We start from the raw sequence: 15,845 nt of genomic DNA, 5'->3' as shown, positions 1-15,845 counted from the left end.
ATTTGGGAGGTCAAAAGATGAAAAAAATGAAAATTATTTCTACTGTATTAATAGCCGCATTTGTTTTTATTCTATCTGCATGCGGGACGAGCAAAACGACTGGAGGCAGCAGTGATGACAAAACTCTAAAGGTCGTAACCGATGCAGCATATGCGCCATTTGAATACTTGGATAAAGGAAAAGTAGTCGGATTTGATGTTGATTTTATGAATGCAGTTGCCAAAGAAGCTGGATTAAAAATTAAGATTGAGAATGTAGGCTGGGATCCTTTATTTGTGGAATTAGACAAGAAAACAGCTGATATCGGTATGTCAGCGATTACCATTAATGATGAAAGAAAGCAATCATATGATTTTACAAGACCATATTTCCTATCTACCAACAAGATTCTTGTTCCAAAAGACAGCGACATTAAGAGCGGGGCAGATTTGAAAAACAATAAAACCATTGCGGTTCAAAATGCAACGACTGGTCAGGAAGCGGTTGAAGGCCTTCTTGGTAAAAATAATGAGAAAATCAAAAAATTTGAAAATAACAATCTAGCCATTCAAGAAATGAAAAGCGGCGGAGCGGATGCGGTTGTTGCCGATAACACTGTTATTGAACAATACGTTTTAAACAATCCAAAAGATAATTTTGTTGTCATTGAGGATTCTACTGCTTTTGCACAGGAGTTTTACGGACTAATGCTGCCAAAGGGAAGCAAGCTGAAAGCAGATTTGGATAAAGCGATTAATACCCTTATGGAAAATGGGGAGTATGCAAAAATTTACAAGAAGTGGTTTAAAGTAGATCCAGATTTAAGTAAATTACCAAAAGAATAAGAACCGTTAACAAAAGGAAATTGCGTAACTCAATTAATAGCAGTTACGCAATTTTTGGTTATATTGCTGAAACAGGCTTCATGATGACTAGGGCAGGGGGATGTTGGATGGATATTAGATGGGACATTTTAGCTGAATATGCTCCATTTTTTCTTAAAGGAACGTTATTAACGATAGGACTTTCAATTGCAAGTATTTTAATAGGAACTATACTCGGCTTGTTTATTGGATTAGGGAAACTGATGAGAAATAAGCTTCTCGCATTACCGTTTAGTGTGTACGTTACCTGTTTTAGAGGGACGCCTTTACTTGTACAAATTTTATTAATACACTTTGCAGTTGTTCCCCTTTTTCTCGGGGAAACAAACGCAATCGCGGCAGCTATTGTAACGCTTTCTTTAAATGCCGCAGCCTATATTGCTGAAATTTTCCGCGCTGGTATCCAATCGATTGATCGGGGGCAAATGGAGGCTGCCCGCTCACTAGGGATGAATCATGTACAAGCTATGCGTCATGTTATCCTGCCACAGGCAGTTAAACGGATGATTCCTCCGCTGGGAAATGAATTCGTCGTATTGATAAAAGAATCATCGCTGGCATCAATCGTTGCCGCCCCAGAGCTAATGTATTGGGGGAAAGCGATGCAGGGACAATATTTTCGTGTCTGGGAGCCGTATGTAACGGCTGCGATTATTTATCTTGTATTAACCCTTTCTTTAAGCTTTCTGTTAACGCGCCTTGAAAGGAGGCTGGCAACCGAATGATAAAAGTAGAAAAATTAAAAAAGTCATTTGGAAGCAATGAAGTTCTCAAAGATATTAATGTTACTGTCAAGCCGCAAGAGGTAGTGGTGGTGATTGGGCCTTCAGGTTCTGGAAAATCAACATTTCTGCGCTGCTTAAATATGCTTGAATCGATTACCGGCGGCCATGTCTATATTGAAGGAATCGATTTGACCGATAAAAAGACGGATATCAACAAAGTGCGGATAGAGGTTGGGATGGTTTTCCAGCAATTTAATCTGTTCCCTCATAAAACTGTAATTGAAAATATAATGCTTGCTCCAATGAAGGTAAGAAATGTTCCGGCAGAAAAAGCGAAGGCAAAAGGTTTAGAGCTTTTAAGAAAAGTTGGCTTAGAAGATAAAGCAGAGGCCTATCCGGATTCCTTATCAGGAGGACAAAAGCAGCGTGTGGCGATTGCCAGGGCGCTTGCGATGGAGCCTAAGATTATGCTTTTTGATGAACCAACCTCCGCACTCGACCCAGAAATGGTTGGTGAGGTTTTAGAGGTAATGAAGCAATTGGCCAAAGAAGGTATGACGATGGTCGTTGTCACACATGAAATGGGCTTTGCCAAAGAAGTGGGCGACCGCGTCATTTTTATGGACGGTGGAGTTGTCGTTGAAGAAAACGTTCCAAAGGAATTATTCGAAAATCCGAAAGAAGACCGGACAAAGTCATTTTTGAGTAAAGTATTATAAGAAAAAGTGAGGCTGAAGCAGCCTCACTTTTTTTTGTGGACTTTACATTAAAAGTCAAAAACGTCAACAATTCGGTCTGCTTTTATACGGTTTTGGCATAACCGGAATAATTGATCATAAAACCCGTCCACTTCTTTTGCTGATGAAGGGAGTTTGATCTGTACCGTGGTTGAGCCAAACATTTGTTTAAAATAAGCTTTTCGCTGATCGTTTTTTCCGTCCCGTTTAAACGGCTTGTACATCCAAACAATGTGCGGTGAACCGTCGATATCTTGAACTTGCCGGAGCTCAGCCACTGTCGTTGATTTATCATGAGCATAAATCACTAAATAATAAATATCATTGCGATGCCAATCAATAAAGACAAAATAATAACCAGTATCGGTTTCTGGACGGGTCACCTCATAGGCAGCTAATGTTTTCTTTCCGTTTGTCCATTGGTGGAACTTCGGTAAGGTGCCGTTGACCGTATCAAGTTTTCTAATTTCGTAGATGGATGAATTTGATTGTTCAATATAATTTGATAAAAATATAGCTTGGTCCTTTTCCAAAGTTTATTCTCCTTTAGTCGTTGGACTAATTATACTTGGAAGGTTGATAAGAAAGGAAGTCTATTGTGACGTTATTTGCTTCACTTTTTCATCTGTTGCTTTTGATTTTCTAGTTTTGTTTTTCTTGGAGTTTTTGGCATTCCGGTATTGTGAAGGTGATAGATCCGTTACACGTTTAAAGGATTGTGCAAAGAATGACTGAGAAGAAAAGCCGGTAATGGCTGAAATGCTGGAAATTGGGTAATTGGTAGTTTCTAATAAAATCTTACTTTCCCCGATCCGGATTTGAATTAGATATTCAATCGGTGAAACGCCGAATGCTTTCTTGAAGGAGTGGGAAAGGTAATATTTATTGATATGACCAACCTCTGCAAGTGTATCTAAATTGATTTCTTCGCGAAAATGCTGCTTAATATAATTTTTGATAAATGCCACATCTTTACTAATCTTATCAGTAGAGGTCTTCTCAAGGTTAAAAGTCTTTTTTCTCATCATTTTAAGTAATAGGATTTCTAAAATATTCTGGATGATCAACTCATAATCTTCCTTTTGATTTTCAACTTCCTCCATCAATTGCTGGAGGTAAAAGAGATAGACCTTATGCTCCTCTTTATAATTAAAAAAAGTGGTCTGTTTCCCAGAGTCATCTGGAGATGAAAAGGTGAGTCCCTGGATACCAAGTGCAATATATTCGAGCGGGTAATCGGGGCCAGACTTTTCAGTGTGCTCGATATTCGGATTAATGACAATTAAATCATGCTCATTGATGGTAATTTCTTTATTGGAATAGATGAAAGTTCCTTTGCCCTTGGTAATAAACAAGATTTCTGTGAAGTGATGAGTATGATTGGTACTATGCCAATCTTTCTCATATTTTGATTTTGTTACATAGAGAAGTTTGATATGAAGATGGCCTCGCTCTGAATTTGGAACTTCATAAGCCTCATTGGGCAAATAAACCCCTCCTTTATAGAAACTTTTCTCCATATTATAGATATTTTGGTGAATTATTACAACGGAAAGCAAGATATCTAAAAAACAGAACAAGATGTTTATTGTGGGCGATTGCTGCCGCTTTTATACTGAACTAATTAATAGTTGAATGACTCATAGCATTCCATAAGGTGCCGGATAATCCTTGAAGATTCCTGGGCTGATGCGCTTATTATTGATAGAATATCCTCAAAATATAAAACTTATGATGATGGAGAAATCTTGGAATAATTACAAAAATACGGAAAATAGGCATTATTCCTACTTTCGTTAAAAAGCATCTACCTTTAAAGTTGGTAGATGCTTCTTTTTTGAAGAGTTTCATCGTTTTTCAGTGCTTTTTTGAGGGCGAGAGGTGAATTTTGTTATTCTTTGTGCTTAATAGACTTCTAGGAAAGCAAAAAATATATTTCCAGTTGATGGGTTGACAGGTTAATAAATAGGAGTGTATATTCAAATTAGTTAAAATTTTACGTTAAAAATTGGAAGATTATTTTTTTGCAACATTCTTGTACCAACAACCCATTAACCTTATAAGCAAATAGAACACTTGATGAAGGTAAGTCAAACCCCATCTTACAAAACATTTAAAAAATTCAAAAGATATTCCCTGAATCAGATTAAGATTTGTTGTCCTATTTAAGAAAGCGCTTAACTTCATAACTAAGAGGTGTTTTACTAGTGACAAGATTAAAGGATATTGCGGAACATGTAGGTGTTTCTATTTCTACTGTTTCTAGAGTGATTCAAAATGATCGAACACGGAATGTTAATCAAGAAACAAAAACTAAAATCTGGGATGCAGTTAAGGAGCTAAGGTATATACCAAATCAACATGCTCGAAATCTAGTTACCAATAATCAAGATAAGCGCAGTGTAAAAACAATGAAAATTGGCTGGGTAGCAAATCCTAAACTTGCAGAATATAACCCTTACTACGCAAGAATCTATTCAGGAATTAGTGATACGCTATATCAAAACGATTATACCTTAATTAGTATTAGCAATGATGAGCTTGAAAACGAGGCATTACTTCTTAAGCTTATTCATGAATCAGGGATTGAAGGACTTCTTCTTATTGATAAGATTGATGACAGCCTTATTGAATATATTCGGCAATTTATCCCTGTTGTAGGGTTGGATTTTTGCTATACAGATAAGAATATGGCTGTAGTTGATTATGATCGAGAGTCAGCTATTAAAATGGTAGTTGAGCATTTAGTTCAACAAGGTCATCAGGAAATAGGTTTCATTGGCGGCGGCATAGGAGACGCTTTTGAAAATTTACATGTTGAACGTCGGTTTAAAGGATTTCAATATGCGATGGAAAAATATGGACTAGCTATCCGCCCCGAATGGGTAATGAATACACTGTGGGGAATGGAAAATAGCTACGAGAAAATGAATGGTTTAATTAAAGAGCAGCATTTTCATTTGCCAACAGCAATGGTCTGCTCTAGTGATTTGATGGCTATCGCTGCAATGAGAGCTGTCATCGAAAATGATCTTAAAATCCCAGAGGATATCGCTTTTTTCGGGGTAGATAATATCGAAATGGCAAAATATACATCACCACCGCTTTCAACAGTCGATATCCCCAAATATGAAATGGGAAGAATGGCTGCTAAAACCATTATGGACTTGATAGAAGAGAAAATTAAACTTCCGATAAAAATCATTTTGCCATTTGAAATAGTCATTCGTGAATCATCTAACATAAAACGGAACTAGGGTGTTATTTTTTCATTACTTTCAGGAAAACGTTTGGATGTTAATAGGATAATAATATGCTGTTGCTCTAGTAAGTGAATTAATTGATTTAAAGGAGGACCCGCAGGAAATTCGAAATTTATGGGATGTCCCTTAGTATCGGGAGCTACGAGAGCAGCTATTATTTTAGGACATATGGGCAGAGGTTGAAAAAGAACCGATGTTGATGCCAAGAATCTCTGGGGCATAAAGAAAACTCGCCGATTGGCGAAGTCAGAGGCGTAGTTGCACGTATGCCTGATAGGAATAATACCTTCCTTTCGGCTGAAAATTTTGGAGGCGAATAGATGATTACTTATGTCCATTGAACTGGTTTTATATTAGTATCGTTCTGAGTATCGATAAAATAATGTTATGGTTACCATAATGTTTTTTGATTTTACATTAAACTCGTATAAACTTAAAATATTAATATAAGCTGCGCTGCAGCATTCAAGAATACGAATTGATACAAGGTTTTCTGCCATAACGTTGTAAATTCGCATAATCCCGAGGCTGTCCCTATCAGGATATTTCTGTTATAGGGTTGACCCATCGACCCGTTTTATTATACATTATAAATGTAAGAAATTTCCCCGATTAAGACTGAAAGAGAGGAGGGGATGGATCTTATATTAGAAATAAAACAGAAAATGCATCCCATTAGGCAGCAAAGGCATTACAAATAAAGAAGTCAACGAAGAGCTAATTGATAATGACAACACATCCATCTAACATTCATCGACAATCATTTCTCAATCGCAAATTCCTTATCAATATAGATTTTACGTAATCCTTTATTATATCAACTTCATTTCTCATTATACGAAAACCACAAAGTATGGCTCTATGAATGTCTTACTTAATTACGCTTATATATTTAGATATATAAATATATAAAAAAATATAGAAACGGTGGGATAAAAAAAGTTATCCATTAATAGGACAAATTGCAAGATTTTGAGTTATTAAGGGGACTGTCTTTCTTTACTTTAAATTTGAATCCACTAGGAATTGTATTAGCTAATTATCAGTACGAAGGGTTAAAGACTATTGGAATTCATTTTTGGTAAACCATTATTACATTCGGAGGTACAATATTTTAAGACGTAAAGCTAGGTTTAAAAAACTTGTAAGCTTGTCTTTTTTATTTTGTTTTTCTGGATAACGTTTGGATAATATACTACAAACGTTTTCCTGAATTGAAATTTATAGATTAATAGGAGTGAATGAGGATGGAAACTGTAAGAATTGGTATCATCGGTGCTGGACTTCGAAGCGGGATCGCGAAGTACTGGCATAATCCTGGGGGAAAATCAGTAGTTGTTGCGGCTGCCGATGTTTCACTGGAAAGACTGAAGACATTTCAAGAAAGAGTGAATGAACATGCCTACATTACAACGAATTACAAAGAACTTTTAGCCCGTACGGATGTGGATGCTGTCGCTATCCTCTCTCCAGATTATTTGCATGAGGAGCATGCAATTGCTGCACTGGTAGCAGGAAAACATGTCTATTGTGAAAAGCCATTAGCGATTACAGTAGAAGGCTGCGATCGGATTATCGAACAAGCAGAAAAGTCTGGAAAACATTTAATGGTTGGTTTCAATATGCGCTATATGAGTATGTATCAAACGATGAAAGAGATTATCGACTCAGGTGTCATTGGTGACCTTAAAGCCGTTTGGGTAAGGCATTTTGTTGGACTAGGCGGATATTACTACTATCATGATTGGCATGGAACTGCCAAAAACACTACTTCACTGTTGTTGCAAAAAGGTTCACATGATCTTGATGTCATCCATTGGATTACAGGGAAATATACAAAGAGAGTTTCTGCTTTTGGGAGCCTTGACTATTATGGAGGGGATAAGCCGAATCACTTAATCTGCCCTGATTGTGAATTAAAAGACACTTGTCCGGAAGCTAGTCTACATACGCTAACACAATGTACTTTCCGTGAAGAAATCGATGTTGAGGATAATAATATGCTGATCATGGAGCTTGAAGGAGGAATAAAGGCATCTTACTTACAATGCCATTTCACACCAGATTATTCCAGGAACTATACTTTTATTGGGACTAAAGGCAGAATTGAAAACGATGATGTAAATGGAAAGGTATACGTTAAGACAAGAAAATCCAACTCCTGGAATGAATTTAGCGATATCACCTATGACATGAAAAAAGAACAGGGCAGCCATGGCGGTGCCGATCCGAAAATCACGAATGATTTTGTTAATCTCGTGTTGTACAACAAACAGCCTTTAACCTCACCGATTGCGGGCAGAATGAGCGTTGCGGTTGGCTGTGCAGCAACTGAATCCATCCGCTCCGGAGGGAAAGTGGTAGAAATCAGTCCAGATCCAAGCATAACGATCGTTTAAATTTCTATCCTTAAGAAAAGGGGAATGATAGATGGAAAGTAACAGAATGATAGGGAAAATCAATCATTTTGCTGAAAAGGTCATGAGAATTGCCCAATTTCAATTGCTCTGGATTGTATTTTCTATTTGTGGCGGAGTTGTTTTGGGGATGATGCCCGCCACAATAGGTTTATTTACAGTCATGCGGAAATGGCTGCAGGGAAATGAGGATAACCAGTCCTATGTTAGGATTTATTGGGCTACATTTCGAAAAGAGTTTTGGAAGGCAAATATAATAGGTTTTATCCTAACCATCATAGGCTTTATGATTTACATGAATTTTACCCTGATCCGTTTTACTCACGGGATTGCTTATTGGTTCTTGTTAATCTTTGTATTTATGATGACTATTTTATTTGTCATTCTCTTATTCTATATTTTTCCGGTATATGTTCATTTTGAAAATAAATTTAATAAATACTTTAGCATTTCAATATTAATAGGTATTTCATCCCCTTTTCATACAATGCTGATGATCATTGGGTTCTCTCTAGTCTATTTGTTGTTACTTTGGGTCCCGGGATTCATTCCCTTTTTAAGCATAGGTTTATTTTCGCTCATTTCTATGTACATCGCCATGAAGGCGTTTACTAGCATGGAGGGAAAAAAGGAACATGCTTCCGAAGAAAACAAGTCACTAATGAAAGGGGGATTTCATAATGGTTTCAAGCCTGCGGCAAATAAGAATACAAGAGTAGAAACATTGAATAGATAATTTTGAAAGGAAGTGACGTCGTAATATGGAAAATTTACAGAGAACCACAGAATTAGCAGGAAATTTACAGGAAGATATCGATTTAATCGTTGAACCGAAGATAAGTATTTTAAAAAGGATGTGGAAAGAGCGATATCTTTATCTATTGTTACTTCCAGGATTACTCTTTTTTATCATCTACCGGTATGTTCCAATGGCTGGAAATATTATTGCTTTTCAAGATTATAGTGCATTTCAAGGTTTTTTTCATAGCGATTGGGTTGGATTAAAGCATTTTAAAACCATTTTTGAAGACGAAGAGGTACTACGGGTTCTGTGGAATACGTTATATTTATCATTTCTTCAAATTGTATTTGCCTTCCCGGTTTCTATTATTCTAGCACTTATGCTCAATGAAGTGAGAAATAGTATATATAAGCGAGTCGTTCAATCAATTATTTATGTGCCACACTTTTTATCATGGGTTGTGGTAATCGGGATTGTGACGATTTTATTAAAATCAAATGGAATTGTGAATAAAGTCCTTGGAAGCGTTTTCGGAATGGATTCAGTTGCTTTCTTACAAGACCCAAATTGGTTTATGCCATTAGTTGTTCTGGAAGTCATTTGGAAGGAATCTGGCTGGGGCACCATTATTTTCCTCGCTGCCCTTTCCGGTATTAGTCCAAGCTTATATGAAGCGGCAGCCGTTGACGGAGCAAATCGCTGGCAGCAAATTTGGCACATTACCCTACCAGCTTTAAAAAGCACCATTATCATCCTATTAATTCTGCGATTAGGAAGCGTTTTGGATGTTGGGTTTGAACAAATTTACTTAATGTTAACTCCGTTTACGATGAAGGTTGGGAACGTACTGGATACTTTCGTATATTTGAAGGGGATTCAAAACTCTGACTTTAGTTTCGCAACCGCGGTTGGGTTGTTTAAATCAGTTATCGGGCTAATCTTAATTGTAGCAGCTAACCGCTTGGCCAAGAAATTTGGCGAAGGTGGAGTTTACTAAAGAAAGGAGGAAGTTAGGGTTGTTAAATAAACGTAGTCTTTCAGAAAAAATTGTTGATAACACCAATATTATACTGCTTGCACTAATCGCACTAACCATGTTATTTCCGTTTTATTATATGTTTGCGGTTTCATTTGCTACCTATGAAGAATTCGTAAAAACGGACTTGCTCCTTTGGCCTAAAACCTGGGTTCTGGATGCTTATGAGTATATATTAGGTTCGAAAGAATTTATGAGATCGCTGGGAGTAACTGTCTATGTAACAGTGGTTGGAAGTTTGGTAAGTATTATGCTCACCGCCATGATGGCCTATGCGTTAACAAGAAATATCTTTGGCCAAAAAATTTACGTATTCCTTGTTCTCTTTACCTTTGTGTTTGGGGCTGGCATGATCCCAACCTATATGGTGGTTCAAGCAACAGGTTTAATGGATACGCTTTGGGCTCTCATTATCCCAGGTGCCATTAGCTCCTTTAATCTTATCGTCATGAGACAGTTTTTCGCGAGCTTACCAATGGACTTGACGGAAGCTGCGATTATCGATGGAGCGAATGATTTGCAGATCTTTGTAAAAATCATTCTGCCTCTGTCAAAACCGGCATTGGCCGCATTCGGTTTATTCTATGCGGTTGGCTACTGGAATTCCTATTTCTCAGCATTACTCTATTTAAGTGATCCAGCTAAGTGGACGGTTCAGGTTGTGCTAAGGCAGTTAGTAATTCTGAACCAATCCAATATACTAGATGCCGGGGTGCAGGCAGGGATGGATAATCCGCCTCCTGCTGAAACTGTTGGGATGGCAGCAATCCTCCTCGCCACTGTTCCAATCCTGATTGTCTATCCTTTCTTACAAAAACATTTTGCGAAAGGAGTGATGCTTGGCTCAGTAAAAGAATAGCCTTGGCGATTAACCAATGAAAGTATTCGACTTTAATAAAGAAATTACTAGGGGGAAATGCATTGATGAAACGATTTTTGACAGTAACTCTATCGACTGTTCTCTTGGCAGGATCTCTTGCCGCATGTTCACCAAATGATAAAGCCTCATCTGATAACAAAAATGGTAAAGTATCGATTACATGGTTTGATTTAACTGCGCAGACACCAGTTCCTGAGCCAGGGAATGAAGCGATTAAAAAGGTAAATAAAAAGTTTAATATCGATTTTAAACCACAGTATATACCTGTTGACCTTTATGATGATAAGTTGTCAGTAAAAATGGCTTCCGGTGATATCCCAGATGTGATTGGGACAGAGCTTGTTGATACAAATTATGTCAAGTGGGCAAAACAAGGTGCATTTTTACCATTAAATGATTATGTAAAGAAGTATGAGAACTTTAAAGCGATCCCACAGTCTGTTTGGGATGCAGTAAGTGTAGATGGGAAAATATACGGGATTCCTCTTTTCTTTCCGAGTGCTGGCGGAAAGAGACCTATCATTCGCCAGGACTGGCTTGATAAGTTAGGTTTAAAAATGCCTACGAATTTTGAGGAATTAGAGAAGGTTGCCATTGCCTTTGCGACACAGGATCCGGATGGAAACGGCAAAAATGACACGGTAGGGTTAGGCCTTGCCAAAGGAATTTACTATGATCCTTCTTTCGGTGTTTATTGGGGTAATAGCTGGTACCATAAGAATAAAGATGGTCAACTAATTCCAGGACAAATTTCTGAAGGCAGCAAAGAAAAAATCACTTCCTTAAATAGAATGTTTAAAGCAGGCGCGCTTGATAAAGACTGGGCAATTAAAGAATATAATGAAGTATTTAAAGACTTTAATGCTGGTAAGGTTGGAATTTGGTATGAACAGCCAGGACCACAAAGTGGGGCAACTCCTACTAATCTTAATTTGGCTACTTTGAGGAAGACTGCTCCTGATGCAAAAATTGCTGCCATTCCGGCATTCCAGCAGCCTGATGGCAAATCGGGATATTCATACCTCGCCGGTTATTATCGAGTTTGGATGTTAAATTCTGAATTGAAAAATGACCAGAAAAAGGTTGAAAAAATATTAGAAATGATGGACTACATGACTAATTATGTACCTGCAGATGAACAAAAGGCCGATAATGAATATTTCGATTGGACGATGGGCGGCGAGGGCAAAGGGTATAAAATGACTGATGGGCAGCCAGAAAAAACAGATGATTATAGTAAATATGCGCCATTAGCACTATTCTGGGATAAGATGGGTGGATTTGCTATTGGTGAAAAAGTCATGGAGGATTACGCAAAACAAGCTAAAGCTCCTGAAGCAAAAGAATTTAATAATCTAATGTATGACATGCTTTCTAAATCCAATTTCTATATCAGCCCTGTTGGCCGTGTTCACTCGGATGTATTTAATGACAAGGCCCCTGTTTTAAGTGAGTATGCTACGAATGAATTTACCAAAATGATAGTGGGTCAAAGACCAATTTCCGATTGGAATAAATTCGTAGAAGAGTATATGTCTAAAGGTGGAAAAGACGTCATTGATGATGTTAACAAGCTGTTAAAAGAAAATAAAATAAAAGGTGAATGGGTAAAAGAATAAACATCAAGCTGAATACGATCCCTGGAAAATTTCTGGGGATTTTTCATCATATCCAAATATGGCCTTTTGTAATGATTCTTTATTAGCTAAAACCAAGGTGATGGAAATGACAAAAACACAACTGCTAAAAAAGTTAGACAACATTTGTTACCATTATAAAACCCATATTTTAACTGGGGTATTGGTTCTTGCTGCAGTGATTCCGTTTGTTTTTTTTACTAAATATGAAAAGCCAGCAGCATTAAATGTTACGTTTATTGGAAATACGATTGAACAGAAGGAGCAGCAGGCACTTCAAAAAAGAGCCTCTGCCGAGATTTTAAAGGCGGATTTGAAGTCTGAAATTAAGTTGAATTTTTGGCGAGTAAATGGAACTCTCGCCTCTCCGGGTAATATGGATATATATCAAAAAATGCTTGCCCAAATTGCAGCCAAAGATATTGATATTATGGTACTTGATCGAAGCGACTTTGTAGTACTGTCTCAACAAGGAGCTTTTAAAGATTTGGATTTTATAAAAAAGGCGAACAATGACAAAAAAACAGATAAAAACGGAATGGAACTAACCGGAAATGAACTCCTTCGTCGTGCGGGATACAATCCGGACAATAAGATGATGGCGATCATATCCAATACGCAAAAGAAAGCAACGGCGATAAAATTTGTTAAATGGCTTGTTAACCAGACAAATTAACATGCTGGCAGGGTTCCGTTCCTACTAAGCTATAAAACTGTTACCAAGAGTTTTGGGGGATGACAATTTTGGAGGCGAATCGATGATTACTTATGACCAAAAAAGCTGGAAGATTAATAATGAAAGAATTTTTATCCTATCTGCTGCTATCCACTATTTCCGTCTTCCAAGAGCGGAGTGGAGCGAAGTCTTAGATAAGGCGAAAGCAGGGGGATGCAATACAATCGAAACGTACATCCCTTGGAATTTTCATGAAATGAACGAAGGGGAATGGGATTTCTCTGGCGACAAGGATTTAGCGTATTTTTTTGAGCTATGTGCTGATAAAGAATTATATGTGATTGCGAGACCAGGGCCATATATTTGCGCAGAATGGGATTTTGGAGGATTTCCGTGGTGGCTCTCAACCAAAAAGGGGATTCAATACCGTTCGGCTGACCCTATCTTTTTACACTATGTAGATAAATATTTTGATCAAGTCCTACCAATCATAGATGAATTCCAGTTGACGAAAAATGGGACCGTCATTATGGTCCAGGTAGAAAACGAATTCCAGCCATATGGTAAACCTGACAAACGGTATATGGAATACCTAAGGGACGGTATGACGGCGAGGGGAATTGAGGTACCACTTGTTACATGCTACGGAGCCGTTGATGGCGCTGTCGAGTTCTACAATTTTTGGTCGCATGCCAAACACGCCGCTAAGATCTTAGATGAGCGGTTTGCCGATCAGCCGAAAGGGGTTATGGAGTTTTGGATTGGCTGGTTTGAACAATGGGGCGGAAATAAAGCGGATCAAAAAACACCGGAGCAGCTTGAACGTGAGTGTTACCAGTTATTAAGTAATGGATTTTCTGCAATCAATTATTACATGTATATCGGCGGCACCAATTTTGACCATTGGGGCGGCAGGACAGGTGGAGAACAGACTTTTTCCACGACATCGTATGATTATGATGTTGCCATTGACGAATACTTGCAGCCAACAAGAAAGTATGAGGTATTAAAAAGGTTTCATTCATTTACTAAGTGGCTCGAACCGGTATTCACAAATGCGGAACAAACGGGTATGGAATTAAAGCTTTCTAGTGATCTAAAGTCTCAGAGGGTTGTCAGTCCCCATGGTGAAGTGATATTTATCGAGAATAATAGACAGGAAAGAGTTCAATCACAGGTTTTACTTGATAATGAAATGGTTCCGTTTACCATTGAGGCCAATGCGGTTTTACCAATTGTCCGTCATGTGAACGTAGGAAATAGTTTTACTATTAAAGCGCTCACTGGCCAAACGACAGGTTTCGAGTCCCAGAAGACGATAGTTTATCATGAGGAGGGTCAACGTTCAACCTTACTATTACAGCTTAATAGAAAGGCTGAAATTCATTGTCCAATGCCAAATCGATTTGAAATCGGTGAAGAGGGCATGGTTACGTTTCATTTATTCCATGGAAACCAGCCGCAAACTGTTCAGCTTTCCTTTGAAGATGGTACCAGCTATTCGATTGAAGTGGTTTCAAGAAAATCTTTAGAAAAGGCGGTTCCTCAATTGGAAAAGAGCTCGGCGAATCATCCATTACGTTGGAAAGCGGCAGATGAAAAGCTTTGTTTTTTAAGCGGAAACGTGAAAGAGGCTGACAAACCGCTTGATTTTAGCAGCTTCGGACAGTTTAGCGGGTATTTAGGTTATGAAAGTGAATTTTATGCTGAGGAAACAAAGGATACGACGATTGTTTTTACGAGAATCGAGGATCCCGTCATGGTCTTCTGTAATGATCAATACGTCGGCAAGCTTAGCAAGATAGGGGCTGCAGCCATTGAGGTTCCAGTTAAGAAAGGGAAAAATACATTAACATGCCTTGTCCAGAATATGGGAAGATTCAATTATTCTCAAGCCATCGGTGAACCAAAAGGGATGAGTGAAGCGCCTGCTCTAAATGGGAAGTATTTATCATTACGGGGAGGGTGGCAGGTAGAAGGGTGTGGAGTTTCGCATTCTTTATCGCAAATACCAAAAATTGAAGGGCGAATTGGGTTTTTAAGATCATTCATGAATCAGGGCTATGACCGGGCGATTCTTGTTGGTGAGGGTGTTTCGCGTGTTCAGGTAAATGGAAGATCGGTAAAGATGTTGATGGAGAGTCAAAATGCTTGGTCAAGAGGCAGTGCTGTCTATGGGATTGCCGATATCAGCGATGCCTTAAAGCAGGGGGAGAACATCATCGATTTAGATGCTCAGCATCTTTCTAGTATTCGCCGGTTTGATCTTTATTTATTTAATGAAGAGGAGCAAATTAGCAACTGGAAAACAAAATCATTTGCCCAGCTTCAAGAAGAAAAAGAATGGGCGGCCGCTAATCAACGGAATCAACAAACGATTGCTCCACGCTGGTATAAAAGTCGTTTTACCTGGGACCAAGAAAACGGCACCATTGTAAAGATTCGGTTTGATCATATGAGTAAAGGGTGTTTTTGGGTAAATGGCCAATGTTTAGGACGGTACTGGAACATTGGGCCACAGGAGGATTATAAGATTCCAGCATCCTTACTGAAAGGGCAAAATGAAATTGTTATTTTTGATGAAGAAGGTTTAGTGCCGGATCATGTTGTGATTCATTCCTACAGCCCATTTGTTCAGTCAGAAAAAAAACTGTTGGTTACAGTCGAAGCTGGAAGCAAAGAATGAACCTTATATATGAAGAAAAAGTTTTATATTACTTTTAAAGTAATGCACGATTAATATTCTTTTTTGGAACTTTTTAAATTAAGAGGAGGTTTTCAGGATGATAAGGAGAAGGAATAGAAGGATTTTATCTTCTTTTCTTGTGTTTTGTCTTATCACATCCATGTTTTACGGAGTAACTACGAA

At 38.1% G+C, this 15,845-nt stretch carries 13 protein-coding genes; 11 read left to right on the top strand and 2 right to left on the bottom strand.

Annotated features, from left to right (window positions below; all coding sequences use genetic code 11):
- Window positions 1-17: 17 nt before the first annotated feature.
- From PH210_RS14835 to PH210_RS14825, 3 genes are all read left to right on the top strand, one after another.
- Window positions 18-824 (top strand): basic amino acid ABC transporter substrate-binding protein, encoded by an 807-nt coding sequence (locus PH210_RS14835; protein ID WP_289986530.1) that lies wholly within the window; start codon window positions 18-20, stop codon window positions 822-824.
- 107 nt (window positions 825-931) lie between these two features.
- Window positions 932-1,588 (top strand): amino acid ABC transporter permease, encoded by a 657-nt coding sequence (locus PH210_RS14830; RefSeq protein WP_289986527.1) that lies wholly within the window; start codon window positions 932-934, stop codon window positions 1,586-1,588.
- Entirely contained in the window at window positions 1,585-2,307 is a 723-nt protein-coding gene (locus PH210_RS14825) for an amino acid ABC transporter ATP-binding protein (RefSeq protein ID WP_289986526.1), read from the top strand. Before PH210_RS14830 ends, PH210_RS14825 begins: the two co-directional genes overlap by 4 nt.
- 47 nt (window positions 2,308-2,354) lie before the next feature.
- Here the strand turns inward: PH210_RS14825 and PH210_RS14820 are convergent, their stop codons facing one another.
- The gene (locus PH210_RS14820; RefSeq protein ID WP_289986525.1) at window positions 2,355-2,858 is read right to left on the bottom strand and encodes a hypothetical protein; all 504 of its coding nucleotides are present in this window, start codon (window positions 2,856-2,858) and stop codon (window positions 2,355-2,357) included.
- Between the two features lie 60 nt (window positions 2,859-2,918).
- Complete coding sequence (locus PH210_RS14815; protein WP_289986524.1) at window positions 2,919-3,812, bottom strand: AraC family transcriptional regulator; 894 nt, start codon at window positions 3,810-3,812, stop codon at window positions 2,919-2,921.
- A 720-nt stretch (window positions 3,813-4,532) separates the two neighbouring features.
- Here PH210_RS14815 and PH210_RS14810 point away from each other — a divergent pair.
- The 8 genes from PH210_RS14810 to PH210_RS14775 all read left to right on the top strand — a co-directional run bounded on the left by PH210_RS14810 (window position 4,533) and on the right by PH210_RS14775 (window position 15,662).
- The gene (locus tag PH210_RS14810) at window positions 4,533-5,582 is read left to right on the top strand and encodes a LacI family DNA-binding transcriptional regulator (protein WP_289986523.1); all 1,050 of its coding nucleotides are present in this window, start codon (window positions 4,533-4,535) and stop codon (window positions 5,580-5,582) included.
- A gap of 1,253 nt (window positions 5,583-6,835) precedes the next feature.
- Window positions 6,836-7,987, top strand: coding sequence for a Gfo/Idh/MocA family protein (locus tag PH210_RS14805; RefSeq protein ID WP_289986522.1), 1,152 nt, complete (start codon window positions 6,836-6,838; stop codon window positions 7,985-7,987).
- Between the two features lie 31 nt (window positions 7,988-8,018).
- A complete protein-coding gene (locus PH210_RS14800; RefSeq protein WP_289986520.1) occupies window positions 8,019-8,741 on the top strand; it encodes a YesL family protein in 723 nt (240 codons plus the stop codon).
- 25 nt (window positions 8,742-8,766) lie between these two features.
- A complete protein-coding gene (locus PH210_RS14795; protein ID WP_289986518.1) occupies window positions 8,767-9,744 on the top strand; it encodes an ABC transporter permease in 978 nt (325 codons plus the stop codon).
- Window positions 9,745-9,763: 19 nt separating this feature from the next.
- Window positions 9,764-10,642, top strand: coding sequence for a carbohydrate ABC transporter permease (locus PH210_RS14790; protein WP_289986515.1), 879 nt, complete (start codon window positions 9,764-9,766; stop codon window positions 10,640-10,642).
- A 65-nt stretch (window positions 10,643-10,707) separates the two neighbouring features.
- Window positions 10,708-12,282, top strand: a complete 1,575-nt coding sequence (locus PH210_RS14785) for an extracellular solute-binding protein (RefSeq protein WP_289986671.1) — start codon at window positions 10,708-10,710, stop codon at window positions 12,280-12,282.
- 106 nt (window positions 12,283-12,388) lie between these two features.
- Window positions 12,389-12,976 (top strand): hypothetical protein, encoded by a 588-nt coding sequence (locus PH210_RS14780; RefSeq protein WP_289986513.1) that lies wholly within the window; start codon window positions 12,389-12,391, stop codon window positions 12,974-12,976.
- A gap of 82 nt (window positions 12,977-13,058) precedes the next feature.
- Window positions 13,059-15,662 (top strand): beta-galactosidase, encoded by a 2,604-nt coding sequence (locus PH210_RS14775; protein ID WP_289986510.1) that lies wholly within the window; start codon window positions 13,059-13,061, stop codon window positions 15,660-15,662.
- The last annotated feature ends 183 nt before the right edge of the window (window positions 15,663-15,845 follow it).

The sequence above is a fragment of the Paenibacillus sp. BSR1-1 genome (genome assembly GCF_030403775.1).
Classification (GTDB): Bacteria; Bacillota; Bacilli; order Bacillales; family Cytobacillaceae; genus Neobacillus.
This window is presented reverse-complemented; position numbering and strand designations above follow the sequence as displayed.